The following is a 14,036-nucleotide window of genomic DNA, read 5'->3' as shown; positions in this document are numbered from 1 at the left end:
TAAATCTACTCATGAACGAACAAGCCGATTAGAGCTTGATTGCTTTACCGCCTGCTTTCTCAATTGCCTCAATCGCTTTCTGCGAAAAGCCATGCGCTTTCACTTCTACTACTGAAGAAATTTCACCCCGGCTCAGAATTTTTATTTTGTCATTTTTACCGGCCAAACCGTGTTGCATCAACACATCGATGTCAATGGAAGTAACGCCGGCGCTTTCAATTAACTGCTGAAGTGTGTCTAGGTTAATCGGCTTATATTCAACCCGATTGATGTTCTTAAAGCCGAATTTCGGTACACGGCGCTGCAAAGGCATCTGACCTCCTTCGAAGTTCTTCTTGGCGCTGTAACCGGAACGCGACTGGGCACCTTTATGGCCACGGGTTGATGTTCCACCCATGCCAGAACCCGTACCCCGACCTACTCGCTTGCGCTCCCGGACTGATCCTTCCGCAGGTTTAAGTGTATTCAGACTCATAATTTTAAATTTCTTCTACAGTAACTAAATGTTGAATTTTACGGATAATTCCACCAACAGCGTCATTGTATTCCAATGAAACGCTGCGGTTGATTTTCCCCAGACCGAGCGACTTGATCGCCAGTTTCTGTGTTTTCGGCCGCTTGATAATGCTGCGAACCTGTGTTATTTTAACCCGTGCCATTTTCTTGCCGTTGTTAAGGACTCTTATCCGTTAAAAACTTTGCTCAGTTTCACCCCGCGCTGAAAAGCGACCTGGTGCGGAGCGCGCATTTTCAGCAGCGCATCGATGGTTGCCTTCACCACGTTGTGCGGATTGGATGACCCTTTCGATTTTGCCAATACATCGCGGATACCAGCACTTTCCAATACTGCACGCATTGCACCACCGGCGATAACACCCGTACCGGCAGAAGCTGGTTTCAGTAGTACAAAACCACCACTGAATTTCCCTTCCATCGCATGAGGAACCGTGTGCTTCAGCAGCGGAACCTGAACGAGGTTTTTCTTTGCATCTTCAATTCCTTTGGCAATCGCATCCGTTACTTCATTCGCTTTACCGAGGCCGTAGCCAACCACACCGTTGCCGTCGCCGACTACGATAATGGCCGCAAAGCTAAAACGCCGACCACCTTTCACCACCTTGGCAACGCGGTTGATAGCAACAACACGTTCTTTCAGTTCAGACTCGTTAACTTTAGCAGGTCTTGTATTGGTTACCATTGTTTTGCTTAGAATTTAAGGCCTCCTTCTCTGGCGCCGTCGGCCAAAGCTTTCACCTTACCATGATATAAATAACCATTCCGATCAAAAACTACCTTGGAAATACCGCTGGTAGTTGCTTTCTCTGCCAAAGCCTGTCCAACCTGTTTTGCCAGTTCGACGTTAACACCTTTCTTATCGTTGCCGGTAATTTCGATCGATGAAGCACTGACCAGGGTATGGCCTTTCTCATCATCAATGATTTGGGCATAGATACGGGCATTTGACCGGAAGACGGATAGTCTCGGCTGGTCAGCCGTTCCGGAAACTTTATTCCGGATATGATTTTTAATACGCAGTCTTCTGCTTTCTTTCGTGACAGCCATTTTCGCCTGTGCTTATTATATGGTTCACCTATTACTTCTTGGAAGCAGACTTACCAGCTTTCCGACGAATTTTCTCGCCCACAAACCGGATACCCTTCCCTTTGTACGGTTCAACTTTCCGTAACGAACGGATTTTAGCCGCAACATCGCCGATCAGTTGTTTGTCGATTCCTTCCAGAATGACTTTCGGGTTTTGTCCCTTTTCCGTTATGGCGCTTACTTTCAGTTCCGTCGGGATGGCCACGTAAATATCGTGTGAATACCCCAGCGTCAGTTGCAGAATGTTATTCGTTGCAACGGCTTTGTAACCGACCCCAACGATTTCGAGTTCCAACTTGTAACCGGTGCTGACACCCGTTACCATGTTGTTGACCAGAGCGCGATACAAACCGTGCAAGGCTTTGAAACGTTTCTGGTCGTTCGGGCGAACCACCTTCAGTTCTCCGTCGACGATCTCTACTTTAATATCCGGGTTGATGCTCTGCGAGAGTTCCCCTTTCGGACCTTTCACCGTAACTGTGTTACCGTTCTCGACCGAAACTGACACTTTCTCGGGCAGTGCAATGGATTTATTACCTACGCGTGACATAGTTTCTGATTAATATACGTAACACAACACTTCACCGCCTACGTTCAGCGTCCGGGCTTCCTTATCCGTCATCACCCCTTTCGAGGTGGAGACGATGGCGACACCTAAGCCATTCAGAATCCGCGGAATGTCCGTAGCTCCTTTGTACTGACGCAGACCCGGGCGGCTCACACGCTGCAAATCAACGATAGCAGGTTGTTTCGTAACCGGATTGTACTTCAGTGCAATTTTAATACTTCCTTGCGGGCCCGTCTCGTCGAACTTGTAGTTCTGGATGAAGCCTTTATCAAAGAGTACCTTAGTGATCTCCTTCTTTATATTGGAAGCAGGAATTTCCACGACCCGGTGCTTGGCGCGGATCGCATTTCTGATGCGAGTCAGATAATCTGCTATGGGATCAGTATTCATTTCCTCCTGATTAGTAACTGCAAACCTCGCTGACGGATTAGCCGTTTTGAACGGGCCTGCAAAATTAGGGAATTGTTTCGATAATCGCTAAGATGGCGTGAAAGTTACCAGCTTGCCTTTGTTACACCCGGAATCTTACCGGCCGATGCCATTTCACGGAACGTCACGCGGGAGATACCAAATTTCCGCATGTACCCGCGAGGGCGGCCCGTTAACTTACACCGATTGTGCAGACGTACCGGCGAAGCATTCTTCGGCAGTTTGTCTAACCCGAGGTAGTCTCCGGCAGCTTTCAGTGCGGCACGCTTGGTAGCGTATTTCGCAACTAAGGCAATCCGCTTACGCTCTCTTGCTTTGATGGATTCTTTTGCCATGTTTTTATTCGCGTTATGCGTTATTTTTTACCACCGGCGAAGGGCATGCCCAGGGCCTTTAGCAATGCAAAGCTTTCTTCATCCGTGTTCGCCGTTGTGACGAACGTGATATCCATACCTGAAATCCGACTTACCTTGTCAATCGTGATTTCCGGGAAGATAATCTGCTCCTGGACACCGAACGTGTAGTTTCCGTTGCCATCGAAGCCTTTGTCACTAATTCCTTTGAAGTCACGAACGCGCGGCAGAGCGACAGCGGTCAGACGATCCAGAAATTCGTACATCTTTTCTCCGCGCAGGGTCACTTTAGCGCCGATCGGCATGCCTTCGCGCAGCTTAAAGTTAGAGACGGCTTTTTTCGCAATGGTTGCCACTGCTTTCTGGCCTGTAATCATCGTCAGTTCTTCGACACCTACATCGACTAACTTCTTGTCAGCGACGGCGGCCCCAATCCCTTTGTTTACAACAATCTTAGAGAGTTTCGGTACCTGCATTACGCTTTTGTACTGAAACTTTTCTTTCAATTGGGCCACGATCTCGTTTGTATATTTCTCTTTCAGCCTCGGTGTTGCCACTTTCGTATCTGTTTAATACGTTCCTGATTTCTAATCGATTAGATAAAATTACCGGTCTTTTTCGAGTACCGTTGCAACTTATCCTTGTCATTCAGTTTACGGCCAGTCCGGGTCGGTTCGTTGGTGGCGGGGTCAATCACCATCAGGTTACTGATGTGGATTGTTCCTTCGCGTTTCTCCAAACTTCCCTGTGGGTTGGCTGCGGAGGGTTTCACATGTTTGGTGATCATGTTCACTCCTTCAACCACGGCACGTTGCTTATCGACCAAAACGCGCAGGATAGTGCCGGTTTGGCCTTTCGAGTTACCAGAGAGCACTTTCACAGCGTCTCCCTTTTTGATGTGTAACTTCGCAGGCTTGTCTGCTACTTTCTTCATGGGTTACAATACTTCTGGAGCCAAAGAAACGATTTTCATAAACTGCTTCTCGCGCAATTCGCGGGCAACGGGCCCAAAAATGCGGGTACCGCGCGGCTCGTCATTGTTGTTCAGCAGGACGGCTGCGTTGTCTTCAAACCGGATATAGGAACCGTCTTTCCGACGAATTTCTTTCTTGGTGCGAACGACTACCGCCTTCGAAACAGTACCTTTCTTCATGTTACTCGAAGAAAGCGCCTGCTTAACCGTCACTACAATTTTATCTCCAACCGTAGCGAAACGCTTGCCGGTTCCACCCAGTACCCGAATACAGAGTACTTCTTTGGCACCGCTGTTATCGGCTACGCCCAAACGTGATTCTTGCTGGATCATGATTACTTCGCCTTTTCAATGATTTCGACTAATCGCCAACATTTGTTCTTGCTCAGCGGACGGGTTTCCATGATGCGAACCGTATCACCGATTCCGCATTCATTTTTTTCGTCATGGGCCATGAACTTCTTCGTACGGTGCATGAATTTTCCATAAATGGGATGCTGCACTTTCCGATCGACTGCAACCGTGATGGATTTTTCCATCTTGTTGCTTACCACCTTACCAATTCTTTCTTTTCTTAAATTTCTTTCTTGCTGCTCCATGAGTCGATACCGTTTAATTAGCTGGCGTTTTCTTTAACAGTCAGCTCGGTCAGTAATTGAGCAATCAATTTACGCGTAGTGCGAATCCGCATCGGGTTCTCGATGGGCGAAATGGCGTGCGCAAACTTTAATTTTTGCAAGCGATCTTTCTCAGCCGCTACCTGCTCATTCAATTGTTCAACCGTCAGCGACTTGATCTCGTTCTTTTTCATGACTGATTAGTCTTCTGTTTCCTGATAATCCCGACGAACAACGAATCTTGTTTTAATCGGTAACTTTTGAGCCGCCAAACGCAGAGCCTCATTGGCTACGTCCAGGGGAACACCAGTTGCTTCGAACAGAATGGTGCCCGGTTTTACGGCAGCTACCCAATACTCAGGAGCTCCCTTTCCTTTACCCATCCGTACTTCGGCTGGTTTCTTCGTGATCACCTTGTCTGGAAAAATTCGGATCCAAACCTGGCCTTCACGTTTCATGGCACGGGTGACGGAAATACGGGCCGCTTCAATCTGACGGGCTGTAATCCAACCTGGTTCCAGCGACTTGATGGCAAACGATCCGAAAGCGATTTGGTGACCCCGTCCGGCAATGCCTTTCACACGGCCTTTCTGCTGCTTACGAAACTTGGTTCTTTTTGGTTGTAACATCTTTAGTCGTATCTAAAGGACGTGCCTGGTATGACGTCCGATGTTCTTACTATCTTTTGCGTGGGCCACCACCTTGACCTCCGCCACCGCCTGGCCGCGGGCCTCCGCCCTGACCACCACGTTGACCTCCGCCTTGTCCGCCACGTTGACCACCACCGCCTTGTCCACCCTGACCACGCGGAGCGCCACCACCGGCACCGCCACCACGATTTTGATCATTGCGTCCCCGGCGACGATCACCCCGGTCGCCTTCACCACCGCGTTCTCCGCGACGGTCTCCGCGATCGTTGCGACGATCACCCCGGTCGTTACCGCGATCTGATTGAGCTGCGGTAATTTGAGCCGCTGGTGACAAATCACGTTTGCCGTAAAGTTCACCTTTGAATACCCAAACTTTGATACCGATTTTTCCGTAGATCGTTTGTGCTTCCGAGATGGCGTAGTCGATATCAGCCCGAAGCGTGTGCAGTGGCACCCGACCTTCTTTGTACTCTTCCGTACGGGCCATTTCAGCACCGCCCAGACGACCTGATACGCGAACTTTGATTCCCTGAGCACCAACCCGAATCGCTGAGCTAATCGCCTGTTTCATGGCCCGGCGGTACGAAATACGCGCCTGCAATTGTTGGGCAATCGTTTCACCGATCAGTTTAGCATCAATTTCCGGACGTTTGATTTCGAAAATGTTGATCTGAACGTCTTTGCCGGTAATTTTCTTTAGCTCTTCCTTGATCTTATCGACTTCGCCACCGCCTTTACCGATCACAATACCCGGACGTGCCGTGTGAATGGTCAATGTAATGCGCTTCAACGTCCGCTCGATAACAACCCGGGCTATCGATCCTTTCGGGATACGTGCCTGAATATATTTTCTAATTCTTTCGTCTTCAACCAGCTTATCAGGAAACTCTTTGCCGCCATACCAGCTTGAATCCCATCCTTTGACGATACCAAGCCGAAAACCAACGGGGTTTACTTTTTGTCCCATTTTATTGTCTTGTTATTCTGCGTTTTCTGTTGAAACTACTGGTGCAACCGTAAGAGATCCGGCGGCACTCTCAATCACGATCGTAACGTGGTTGGAGCGTTTGCGAATCCGGTGACCACGACCCTGAGGAGCAGGACGCAGACGTTTCAGCATCCGACCGCCGTCGACGAAAATCGTCTTTACGTACAGATCAGCGTCTTCGGCGCGTTCATCTTCGTTTTTTTGCTGCCAGTTAGCAACCGCCGAGAGCACCAGCTTTTCCAGCAGTGCTGCACCGGCCTGGGGTTGATAACGCAGAATACCCAATGCTTTGCTAACCTTCTGACCCCGGATCATATCGGCTACCAGCCGCATTTTACGAGGAGACGAAGGCACATTTTTTAGCTTTGCTACTGCTTCCATTTTTTCTGGTTTCAGGTCTAAAGTTTAACGTTTAACGAACACCTCAAACCTTAAACTTTAAACATTAAACAATTCTACCGTTTGCCTTTGTCTTTCTTCGCAACGTGCCCCCGGAAGTTACGGGTAGGCGAAAACTCGCCTAATTTATGACCCACCATATTCTCGGTGACATACACTGGAATGAACTTATTGCCATTGTGTACGGCGAACGTATGGCCAACGAAATCCGGAGAGATCATTGAACGGCGGGACCAGGTTTTGATTACAGACTTTCTGCCTGCATCGTTCATGGTGTCCACCTTCTTTTCCAGACGAAAATCTATGTAGGGACCCTTTTTGAGTGAGCGTGCCATCTACCTCTTATTTTTTTCGTTTACTAATGATCAGACGATCTGAATATTTGTTCACCGGGCGGGTCTTCTTGCCTTTTGCGTACAGACCGGTACGTGACCGGGGATGACCACCGGAAGCCCGACCTTCACCACCACCCATCGGGTGATCGACTGGGTTCATGGCAACACCACGGACGCGGGGACGAATCCCTAACCAACGGTTCCGACCGGCTTTCCCCATGCTCACGTTCATGTGATCCGGGTTAGAAACCGAGCCGACGGTTGCCATGCAGGTTCCCAATACCATCCGCTGCTCACCCGAAGGCATCCGCAGAATCGCGTATTTGTCTTCGCGGGCTACCAACTGGGCGTAGGTTCCGGCGCTGCGAACCATAGCGGCTCCTTTACCAGGCTTCAGCTCCACGTTGTGAACGATGGTACCAATCGGCATAGCCGACAATGGCAGGGCGTTTCCAACTTCCGGCGGAACGGACGGGCCTGAAATGACCTGCTGTCCAACCGTGATGCCTTGAGGGGCAATGATGTAACGCTTTTCCCCATCAACGTAGAACAACAGAGCGATCCGGGCCGAACGGTTGGGATCATACTCAATCGTTTTAACCGTTGCCGGTACATCAGCCTTATCGCGTTTGAAGTCGATAATCCGATACTGTTTCTTGTGACCGCCACCAATGTAGCGCATTGAACGGTGACCCTGATTGTTCCGGCCACCTGATCTCTTTATCGATACCAGCAGACTCCGTTCCGGTTTGTCCGTCGTAATCTCGGCAAAGTCCGGGGCCACGCGAAAACGTTGACTCGGGGTTGTTGGTTTCAGTTTCTTAACTCCCATGATTCCTAACTACTTCGTTTAGTCGTTCGTGGTTGGGTTGCCTTATGCTTCAGCGTAAATATCGATGATCTCCCCGTCGGCAACCGTAACGATTGCTTTCTTCCAGGTTGACGTCCGGCCTGCCGTAACAGCGCCTTTCTTCGTGCTCTTCGACTTCATGTGTCCGAAGCAACGCATCGTATTGACTTCCTTCACCGTAACGCCATACAATTTCTCGACAGCCTTTTTGATTTCGATTTTATTGGCATTCATCGACACCTCAAAACCGTATTGTCCCTTCTTATTCTGGGCCGTCACTTTTTCGGTAATGATCGGTCTTTTCAGTACGTTTTCCATAATCAATTACTGGAGAAGAGATTCTAGTTTCGACAAAGCCCCTTCAGCAATCAGCAGACGGTCGGCATGCATCAAATCATACGTATTCAGGCTGTCAGCTGTCACGACTTTGGCTTTTTGCAGGTTGCGGCTCGACAGAACCACGTTGGTGTCTACCTCAGGCAGAATCAACAACGTTTTCGTGTTCAAAGCTTCAAAACCGGTCAAAAACTCAATGTATGACTTCGTACGGGGACCTTCCAGGGTGAAGTTTTCCAGGATGGAAACGCTGTTACCCTGTGCTTTGGTGGCAAGCGCTGATTTACGGGCCAGTTGCTTTACCTTCTTGTTCAGTTTGAACGAGTAGTCACGCGGACGAGGACCGAAGATGGTTCCACCGCCAACGAATACCGGCGACTTGATGGAACCGGCACGAGCACCACCCGTACCTTTTTGCTTCTTGATTTTACGGGTCGAGTGAGCATTCTCGGCACGTTCTTTTACCTTGTGCGTTCCCTGACGTTGGTTGGCCAGGTATTGTTTCACGTCTAAGTAGATCGCGTGCTCGCTTGGCTCAATTCCGAAGATCTCATCAGACAAGTTAATCTTCTTGCCTGTATCTTCGCCTTTCGAGTTATAAATTGCTACCTCCATGATTTACTTATCTAAAATGAGGAACGAATTTTTTGCGCCCGGAACCGAGCCGCTCACTACGATCAGATTTTGTTCTGACAGTATCTTCAAAACACGAAGGTTCTGAACTTTCACCCGGTTGCCACCCATGCGACCGGCCATCCGGATGCCTTTGAAAACCCGCGAAGGGAATGAACAGGCACCGATAGAACCCGGGTGACGAGCGCGGTTGTGCTGACCGTGGGTTTGTCCACCGACACCACCGAAACCGTGACGTTTCACAACGCCCTGGAATCCGCGACCTTTAACCGTTCCGACGACATCAACGAAATCGCCCTCGACAAAAACATCCGCGGCTTGCAGGGTTTCACCCAGGCTCAGCTCTTTTTCGAATGTTTTAAACTCAACTAACTTGCGCTTTGGCGTCGTACCGGCCTTTTTAAAATGCCCCAGCAATGGCTTGGTTGTACGTTTTTCTTTCTTCTCGCCGTAACCCAACTGAACAGCCTGATAGCCGTCGTTCTCCTGCGTTTTTACGTGTGTAACAACACAGGGACCAGCCTCAATAACTGTACATGCCAGAGCCTGCCCGTCAGCATTGTACAGACTGGTCATCCCAATCTTCTTTCCAATTAAACCAGACATAAATAAGTGGTTGTAAAGCAGGAATTTATAGTTTCAACCCGAAAAAATCGGAGTGCAAAGGTAGGAATTACTAACTTTTATTCCAAACCGTATTTTACTTTATTCCAATGATTCCGAGCAAATTAAAAACAAAAAAGGCCAGGCGTGTTCCACCTGACCTTTTCGCTCGGTTGACACAAATGCATGTGTTACCGTACTAAATAAGTCAGATGCGGTTTCCGTGAAGGACCTTCACCCGAGGTATGTCTTTGTCTTTAATTCTAAATTCGGCTTGCAAAGGTACGCTATTTTTCGACTTCAAAAAACTTTTTCAACAAAAGTTACTGAAGATTCTTAGCGTTATACTTTGATTTCAACGTCGACCCCACTCGGCAGTTCCAGTTTCATCAAGGCATCGACCGTTTTGGCGCTGGTTGAGTAAATATCCACCAACCGCTTGTAGGTGCAAAGCTGGAATTGCTCGCGTGATTTTTTGTTGACGTGCGGAGACCGCAGAACCGTAAAGATTTCTTTCTCGGTCGGCAGGGGAATCGGACCGCTCACAATAGCACCCGTTGATTTTACCGCCTTAACGATTTTTTCAGCCGACTTGTCGACCAGCATGTGGTCGAAGGACTTCAGTTTAATCCGAATTTTTTGATTCATGACAAGTTGTGGTTCTGGTTATAATAGCCGGTAGTTAACCGACACGTGAGCCTCTGCCGAAAGAACCATTTACTCCAGCAGCGGTTTTTATTTAATGACCAATGAACAATTCCTTACAGACTGTTCATTGGTCACTTATAATTCGATAATTAAGCCCTAACGGTTCCTTTTGCTTTCGAGATGATGCCTTCCGCCAGGTTGGTCGGCACTTGCTCGTAGTGGGCAAAGGTCAGGTTGGCCGTGGCACGACCGGATGACATCGTACGCAGATCGGTTACATAACCAAACAGTTCCGACAGCGGAACATCGGCTTTGATCACCTGCGAACCCGCCCGCGTGTCCATGCCTTTCATGATACCGCGACGACGGTTTAAGTCACCTGTAATCGGACCGGTATACTCTTCCGGCGTCAGTACTTCAACGGCCATGATTGGCTCCAGCAGTTTCGGACCAGCGTTCTTGGCCGCTTCCCGGAAACCGAGACGGGCTGCCAATTCGAACGACAACGAATCGGAGTCAACATCGTGGAAAGAACCGTGGAACAACCGAACTTTCATTGAATCCAGCGGATAGCCCGCCAACGGACCCGTCGACATGGCTTCGCGGAATCCTTTTTCGACCGATGGGATGAATTCGCGCGGAATAACCCCACCCACGATACCGTTCACAAACTCCAGACCGGTTTTGCCTTCTTCGCCCGGCATGATTTCGAACACGATGTCGGCAAATTTACCACGACCACCCGTTTGCTTCTTGTAAAGCTCGCGGTGTTCGAAGCTCTTCGTCAACGTTTCTTTGTAGGCTACCTGCGGAGCACCCTGGTTGACTTCCACTTTGAATTCACGACGCATCCGGTCGATGATAATTTCAAGGTGCAACTCACCCATACCGCGGATAATCGTCTGACCGGTTTCTTCATCCGTCTCTACTTTCAGAGTCGGATCTTCTTCGATCAGTTTACCAATGGCTTTCGAGAAGTTATCCTGATCAGCCGTTTTCTTCGGTTCGATGGCGTATCCAATAACCGGATCCGGGAAGACCATGGATTCCAGTACGATCGGGTGTTTCTCATCACAAAGCGTATCGCCCGTTTTGATGTCCTTGAACCCAACGACGGCACCAATATCACCAGCCCGCAGTTTGTCGATCTGGTTTTGCTTGTTGGCGTGCATCTGGAAAATCCGCGAAATCCGCTCTTTGTTGCCCGAACGCGTGTTCAGAACGTAAGAACCGGAATCCAGAATACCGGAATAAACCCGCACAAAGCACAGACGACCTACGTAGGGGTCAGTAGCAATTTTAAAACCTAAAGCCGTAAACGGATCGGTTTCGTTCGGATGACGAATGACTTCCTGATCGGTATCGGGGTTGGTTCCTTTGATTTCCGGTTTATCGAGTGGAGAAGGCAGCAACGACATCACGTAGTCGAGCATCGTCTGAACGCCTTTGTTCTTGAACGATGAACCACACAACATCGGAACAATTTTCATCTCGATGGTCGCCTGACGCAGGGCTGTCAGGATTTCATCTTCCGTGATCGACTCCGGATCTTCGAAATATTTCTCCATCAGCGACTCGTCGTAATCAGCAACGGCTTCGAGGAGTTTTTCGCGCCATTCTTTGGCTTCTTCCAGCATGTCGTCCGGAATCGGAACTTCCTGGAACGTCATGCCTTTGTCGTGTTCGTTCCACTGAATACCGCGGAAGTTCACCAGATCGACTACACCTTTGAAGTTATCTTCGGCCCCGATCGGCAATTGCAGCGGCACGGCATTGCTGCCGAGCATATCCTTCACCTGCTGACAAACAGTCAAAAAGTCAGCACCGGCGCGGTCCATCTTGTTCACGAAACCCAGACGGGCTACGTTGTAGTTGTTAGCCAAACGCCAGTTGGTTTCCGACTGAGGTTCAACACCATCTACGGCACTAAACAAAAACACCAGACCATCCAGAACCCGCAGCGAACGGTTCACTTCCACCGTAAAGTCAACGTGACCCGGTGTATCGATGATGTTCACATGGTAGTTCTGGTCGCGGTATTTCCAGTTGACGGTAGTAGCTGCCGACGTAATGGTGATTCCTCGTTCCTGTTCCTGCTCCATCCAGTCCATGGTAGCGGCCCCTTCGTGTACTTCGCCGATTTTGTGGCTGACCCCGGAGTAATAAAGAATCCGCTCGGTGGTAGTCGTTTTACCGGCGTCGATGTGGGCAGCGATACCAATGTTTCGCAGGTATCGAAGATCAGTTGCCATAATGAAGTATAATTACAGAAGTTAATGTACAATTGCAGGGATCCGAAAAAGCAACTTGTTGGTATTAAAAAGGCACTTTTCGCGAATCAGAGCGCAAAGATAGGGAATCGGGGACGTAAAAGCAAAAGTAATGTAAAGACTATTGTAAAAGTTAATAGTCAGGAAATGAAAGCAATACCGGTTTTCAAACCGATTCTTCAGGACGACGCTGGTTCCGGCGGCTGCGCTGGGCTTTCCAGGGCGGCATAGGCATCCAGACCCGCCTGCAGACGCTGCCGGATGGCCACACGAAGCCGCTCGGGGGCCAGAACGATCATCCCATCTCCGAACCCCAGTATCTCTTTTTCCAATTCATAATTGTGTTGCACCCGGAGTTGAATGACAATGCCCTCAGCGCGCTGTTCCAGCACCCGTTGGGAATGATGAAGCGGTTTGGTTTCTACGTAGGGCGCGTGTAGACGGGTAACGAATAATTTTACCGGAATGGCTCTCAAGTTTTCACTGACGGTAACCCCGATTACATCGCGGTAATACCCATCAGCATCCGTCATCTCATTCGGAATATAATTAGTATCGGGTGCTGGGTTGATAGCCACCATGCGGTCCAGTGCTAAGTGCATGATGCCTTGCTTATCTTTCCCTTTCTGCACACCGGCCGCAAACCAGCGGTTCTTAAACTCTTTCAACCACCAGACATGAAAGGTAAAGAGCTGCGGAGATCGTGCAACAAACGACTGGTACCGGATCTGAAGGGCCCTTTTCTGAATAACCGCCTGATAGAGTTCTTCCAAAAAATGCAGCCCTTTCAGTCCTTCGTTCTTCTCAAAATCAATAACCGGGGCCGACTTCCGGCCCGTCGAATACACGTGGTCTTCGAGTTTCTGAACGACTTCATTCAGCGACGAAAAGTGAGAAAACCCTTTGAATTGTTTCAGCACCTCAACGGCTTCATTCATACGCAGCAAGTCCCCATCCGACAGCGGAATGTTGGTAATGCTGTAGGCGGGGTCTTCGTACGTATAATACTTTTTCTCCAGAACGACGATCGGCGCAAAATAACCGAGTTTATCACTCCGCATGAGTTGCAGGTCGGCTTGAATGGTACGTCGGCTGATTCCTTTGTCAATCCCTTCGTATTCGTAAAGTGCTTCCGAAACCCGCTCAATCAGGTCGTCCAGCGTCCATTTGCGTTGCCGGTTTCGCAGACAGGCATCCAGCGTTTTATAACGAATCAGGGCATTCCGGTTGACGGGCATGGAGCAATCTAAATTTTTTGAGAAAAATCGATAAATTTTCTGAACTACGCAAAAACACTGCGCAGAAGGACCCAACCTTTGTAGCGACAGAACAGACCAGTTATCAAACCGGATGCGGGTTTCCGAATAGCCCCATAGTATCGCAGCCCTGGCTGATTCCGATATGCTGTTGACAATGGAAACTTCTGTCGCTGATCTGTGGGTCGGGGGTTCGAATCCTCCTCCTGTTCAACAGGATAGCTCAGTAGGTAGAGCAACGGGCAAACGCAGGTTCGAATCCTGCTATTAACTCGAAAGGTTGATCCACTGGTTGGGAAGCGGCCACTTCTAAAAAGGCCACCAGATGTTAAAACCCACAGGAGCTATCCAGTTGCAACCGGAACTCAGTCCCGGCGCAACGGTTTAGACCAAGCCAGCAAGTCCGTGTCGGGTTTGTCGGGTGTACGCTGTTTTTGAAAAGCCTTCGAATGGCCGCGTTTTTGCCAGTCAGTCCGACTGCCGGAGCGTTAAGTTATCTGAATTTTCTCGGAAGCTTCGTACCAGA

23 protein-coding genes are annotated in these 14,036 nt (G+C 49.3%); all 23 read right to left on the bottom strand.

The genetic code is table 11. The annotated features are described in order from the left end of the window. Window positions 1-28: 28 nt before the first annotated feature. Window positions 29-475: a 50S ribosomal protein L15 gene (gene rplO, locus ACS5NO_RS00800; protein WP_114406372.1), complete on the bottom strand. Its 447-nt coding sequence runs from the start codon at window positions 473-475 to the stop codon at window positions 29-31. 4 nt (window positions 476-479) lie between these two features. Next, window positions 480-659: a 50S ribosomal protein L30 gene (gene rpmD / locus ACS5NO_RS00795; protein WP_114406373.1), complete on the bottom strand. Its 180-nt coding sequence runs from the start codon at window positions 657-659 to the stop codon at window positions 480-482. A gap of 23 nt (window positions 660-682) precedes the next feature. Then, on the bottom strand, window positions 683-1,198 hold the full coding sequence (gene rpsE, locus ACS5NO_RS00790; RefSeq protein ID WP_114406374.1) for a 30S ribosomal protein S5: 516 nt from the start codon (window positions 1,196-1,198) through the stop codon (window positions 683-685). Between the two features lie 8 nt (window positions 1,199-1,206). Further along, a complete protein-coding gene (gene rplR, locus ACS5NO_RS00785; RefSeq protein ID WP_114406375.1) occupies window positions 1,207-1,563 on the bottom strand; it encodes a 50S ribosomal protein L18 in 357 nt (118 codons plus the stop codon). Window positions 1,564-1,594: 31 nt separating this feature from the next. Next, window positions 1,595-2,152, bottom strand: a complete 558-nt coding sequence (gene rplF / locus ACS5NO_RS00780; RefSeq protein ID WP_138993098.1) for a 50S ribosomal protein L6 — start codon at window positions 2,150-2,152, stop codon at window positions 1,595-1,597. Between the two features lie 9 nt (window positions 2,153-2,161). After that, window positions 2,162-2,560 (bottom strand): 30S ribosomal protein S8, encoded by a 399-nt coding sequence (rpsH, locus tag ACS5NO_RS00775; protein ID WP_114406377.1) that lies wholly within the window; start codon window positions 2,558-2,560, stop codon window positions 2,162-2,164. A 104-nt stretch (window positions 2,561-2,664) separates the two neighbouring features. Beyond that, window positions 2,665-2,934 carry a 30S ribosomal protein S14 gene (rpsN, locus tag ACS5NO_RS00770; protein WP_114406378.1) on the bottom strand — a complete coding sequence of 90 codons (270 nt, stop codon included), beginning with the start codon at window positions 2,932-2,934 and terminating at the stop codon, window positions 2,665-2,667. A gap of 20 nt (window positions 2,935-2,954) precedes the next feature. Then, a complete protein-coding gene (gene rplE / locus ACS5NO_RS00765) occupies window positions 2,955-3,509 on the bottom strand; it encodes a 50S ribosomal protein L5 (protein ID WP_114406379.1) in 555 nt (184 codons plus the stop codon). A gap of 38 nt (window positions 3,510-3,547) precedes the next feature. Further along, window positions 3,548-3,886, bottom strand: coding sequence for a 50S ribosomal protein L24 (gene rplX / locus ACS5NO_RS00760; RefSeq protein WP_114406380.1), 339 nt, complete (start codon window positions 3,884-3,886; stop codon window positions 3,548-3,550). A gap of 3 nt (window positions 3,887-3,889) precedes the next feature. Then, window positions 3,890-4,258 (bottom strand): 50S ribosomal protein L14, encoded by a 369-nt coding sequence (gene rplN / locus ACS5NO_RS00755; protein ID WP_111626186.1) that lies wholly within the window; start codon window positions 4,256-4,258, stop codon window positions 3,890-3,892. 2 nt (window positions 4,259-4,260) lie between these two features. Beyond that, complete coding sequence (gene rpsQ / locus ACS5NO_RS00750) at window positions 4,261-4,524, bottom strand: 30S ribosomal protein S17 (protein ID WP_038119974.1); 264 nt, start codon at window positions 4,522-4,524, stop codon at window positions 4,261-4,263. Window positions 4,525-4,541: 17 nt separating this feature from the next. Next, window positions 4,542-4,736, bottom strand: a complete 195-nt coding sequence (rpmC, locus tag ACS5NO_RS00745) for a 50S ribosomal protein L29 (protein ID WP_114406382.1) — start codon at window positions 4,734-4,736, stop codon at window positions 4,542-4,544. A 6-nt stretch (window positions 4,737-4,742) separates the two neighbouring features. After that, entirely contained in the window at window positions 4,743-5,171 is a 429-nt protein-coding gene (gene rplP / locus ACS5NO_RS00740; RefSeq protein ID WP_114406383.1) for a 50S ribosomal protein L16, read from the bottom strand. Window positions 5,172-5,220: 49 nt separating this feature from the next. After that, window positions 5,221-6,159: a 30S ribosomal protein S3 gene (rpsC, locus tag ACS5NO_RS00735; RefSeq protein WP_138993096.1), complete on the bottom strand. Its 939-nt coding sequence runs from the start codon at window positions 6,157-6,159 to the stop codon at window positions 5,221-5,223. Window positions 6,160-6,171: 12 nt separating this feature from the next. After that, window positions 6,172-6,561, bottom strand: coding sequence for a 50S ribosomal protein L22 (gene rplV / locus ACS5NO_RS00730; protein WP_114406385.1), 390 nt, complete (start codon window positions 6,559-6,561; stop codon window positions 6,172-6,174). Between the two features lie 74 nt (window positions 6,562-6,635). After that, window positions 6,636-6,914: a 30S ribosomal protein S19 gene (gene rpsS / locus ACS5NO_RS00725; RefSeq protein WP_114406386.1), complete on the bottom strand. Its 279-nt coding sequence runs from the start codon at window positions 6,912-6,914 to the stop codon at window positions 6,636-6,638. Window positions 6,915-6,921: 7 nt separating this feature from the next. Then, window positions 6,922-7,746, bottom strand: coding sequence for a 50S ribosomal protein L2 (rplB, locus tag ACS5NO_RS00720; protein WP_114406387.1), 825 nt, complete (start codon window positions 7,744-7,746; stop codon window positions 6,922-6,924). A 42-nt stretch (window positions 7,747-7,788) separates the two neighbouring features. Then, the gene (rplW, locus tag ACS5NO_RS00715) at window positions 7,789-8,082 is read right to left on the bottom strand and encodes a 50S ribosomal protein L23 (protein ID WP_114406388.1); all 294 of its coding nucleotides are present in this window, start codon (window positions 8,080-8,082) and stop codon (window positions 7,789-7,791) included. A 6-nt stretch (window positions 8,083-8,088) separates the two neighbouring features. Next, the gene (rplD, locus tag ACS5NO_RS00710) at window positions 8,089-8,715 is read right to left on the bottom strand and encodes a 50S ribosomal protein L4 (RefSeq protein ID WP_114406389.1); all 627 of its coding nucleotides are present in this window, start codon (window positions 8,713-8,715) and stop codon (window positions 8,089-8,091) included. Window positions 8,716-8,718: 3 nt separating this feature from the next. After that, entirely contained in the window at window positions 8,719-9,339 is a 621-nt protein-coding gene (gene rplC, locus ACS5NO_RS00705; RefSeq protein ID WP_114406390.1) for a 50S ribosomal protein L3, read from the bottom strand. A gap of 339 nt (window positions 9,340-9,678) precedes the next feature. Beyond that, complete coding sequence (gene rpsJ, locus ACS5NO_RS00700; RefSeq protein WP_114406391.1) at window positions 9,679-9,984, bottom strand: 30S ribosomal protein S10; 306 nt, start codon at window positions 9,982-9,984, stop codon at window positions 9,679-9,681. A 149-nt stretch (window positions 9,985-10,133) separates the two neighbouring features. After that, on the bottom strand, window positions 10,134-12,236 hold the full coding sequence (gene fusA / locus ACS5NO_RS00695; RefSeq protein WP_114406392.1) for an elongation factor G: 2,103 nt from the start codon (window positions 12,234-12,236) through the stop codon (window positions 10,134-10,136). Between the two features lie 197 nt (window positions 12,237-12,433). Beyond that, window positions 12,434-13,492, bottom strand: a complete 1,059-nt coding sequence (locus ACS5NO_RS00690; protein WP_439413414.1) for a helix-turn-helix transcriptional regulator — start codon at window positions 13,490-13,492, stop codon at window positions 12,434-12,436. Between the last annotated feature and the right edge of the window lie 544 nt (window positions 13,493-14,036).

Origin of the sequence: Larkinella fluvii, assembly GCF_051857545.1 — a bacterium.
Taxonomy (GTDB): domain Bacteria; phylum Bacteroidota; class Bacteroidia; order Cytophagales; family Spirosomataceae; genus Larkinella.
Note: the sequence above shows the minus strand (reverse complement) of the source record. Positions and strands in the feature narration are given on the sequence as shown.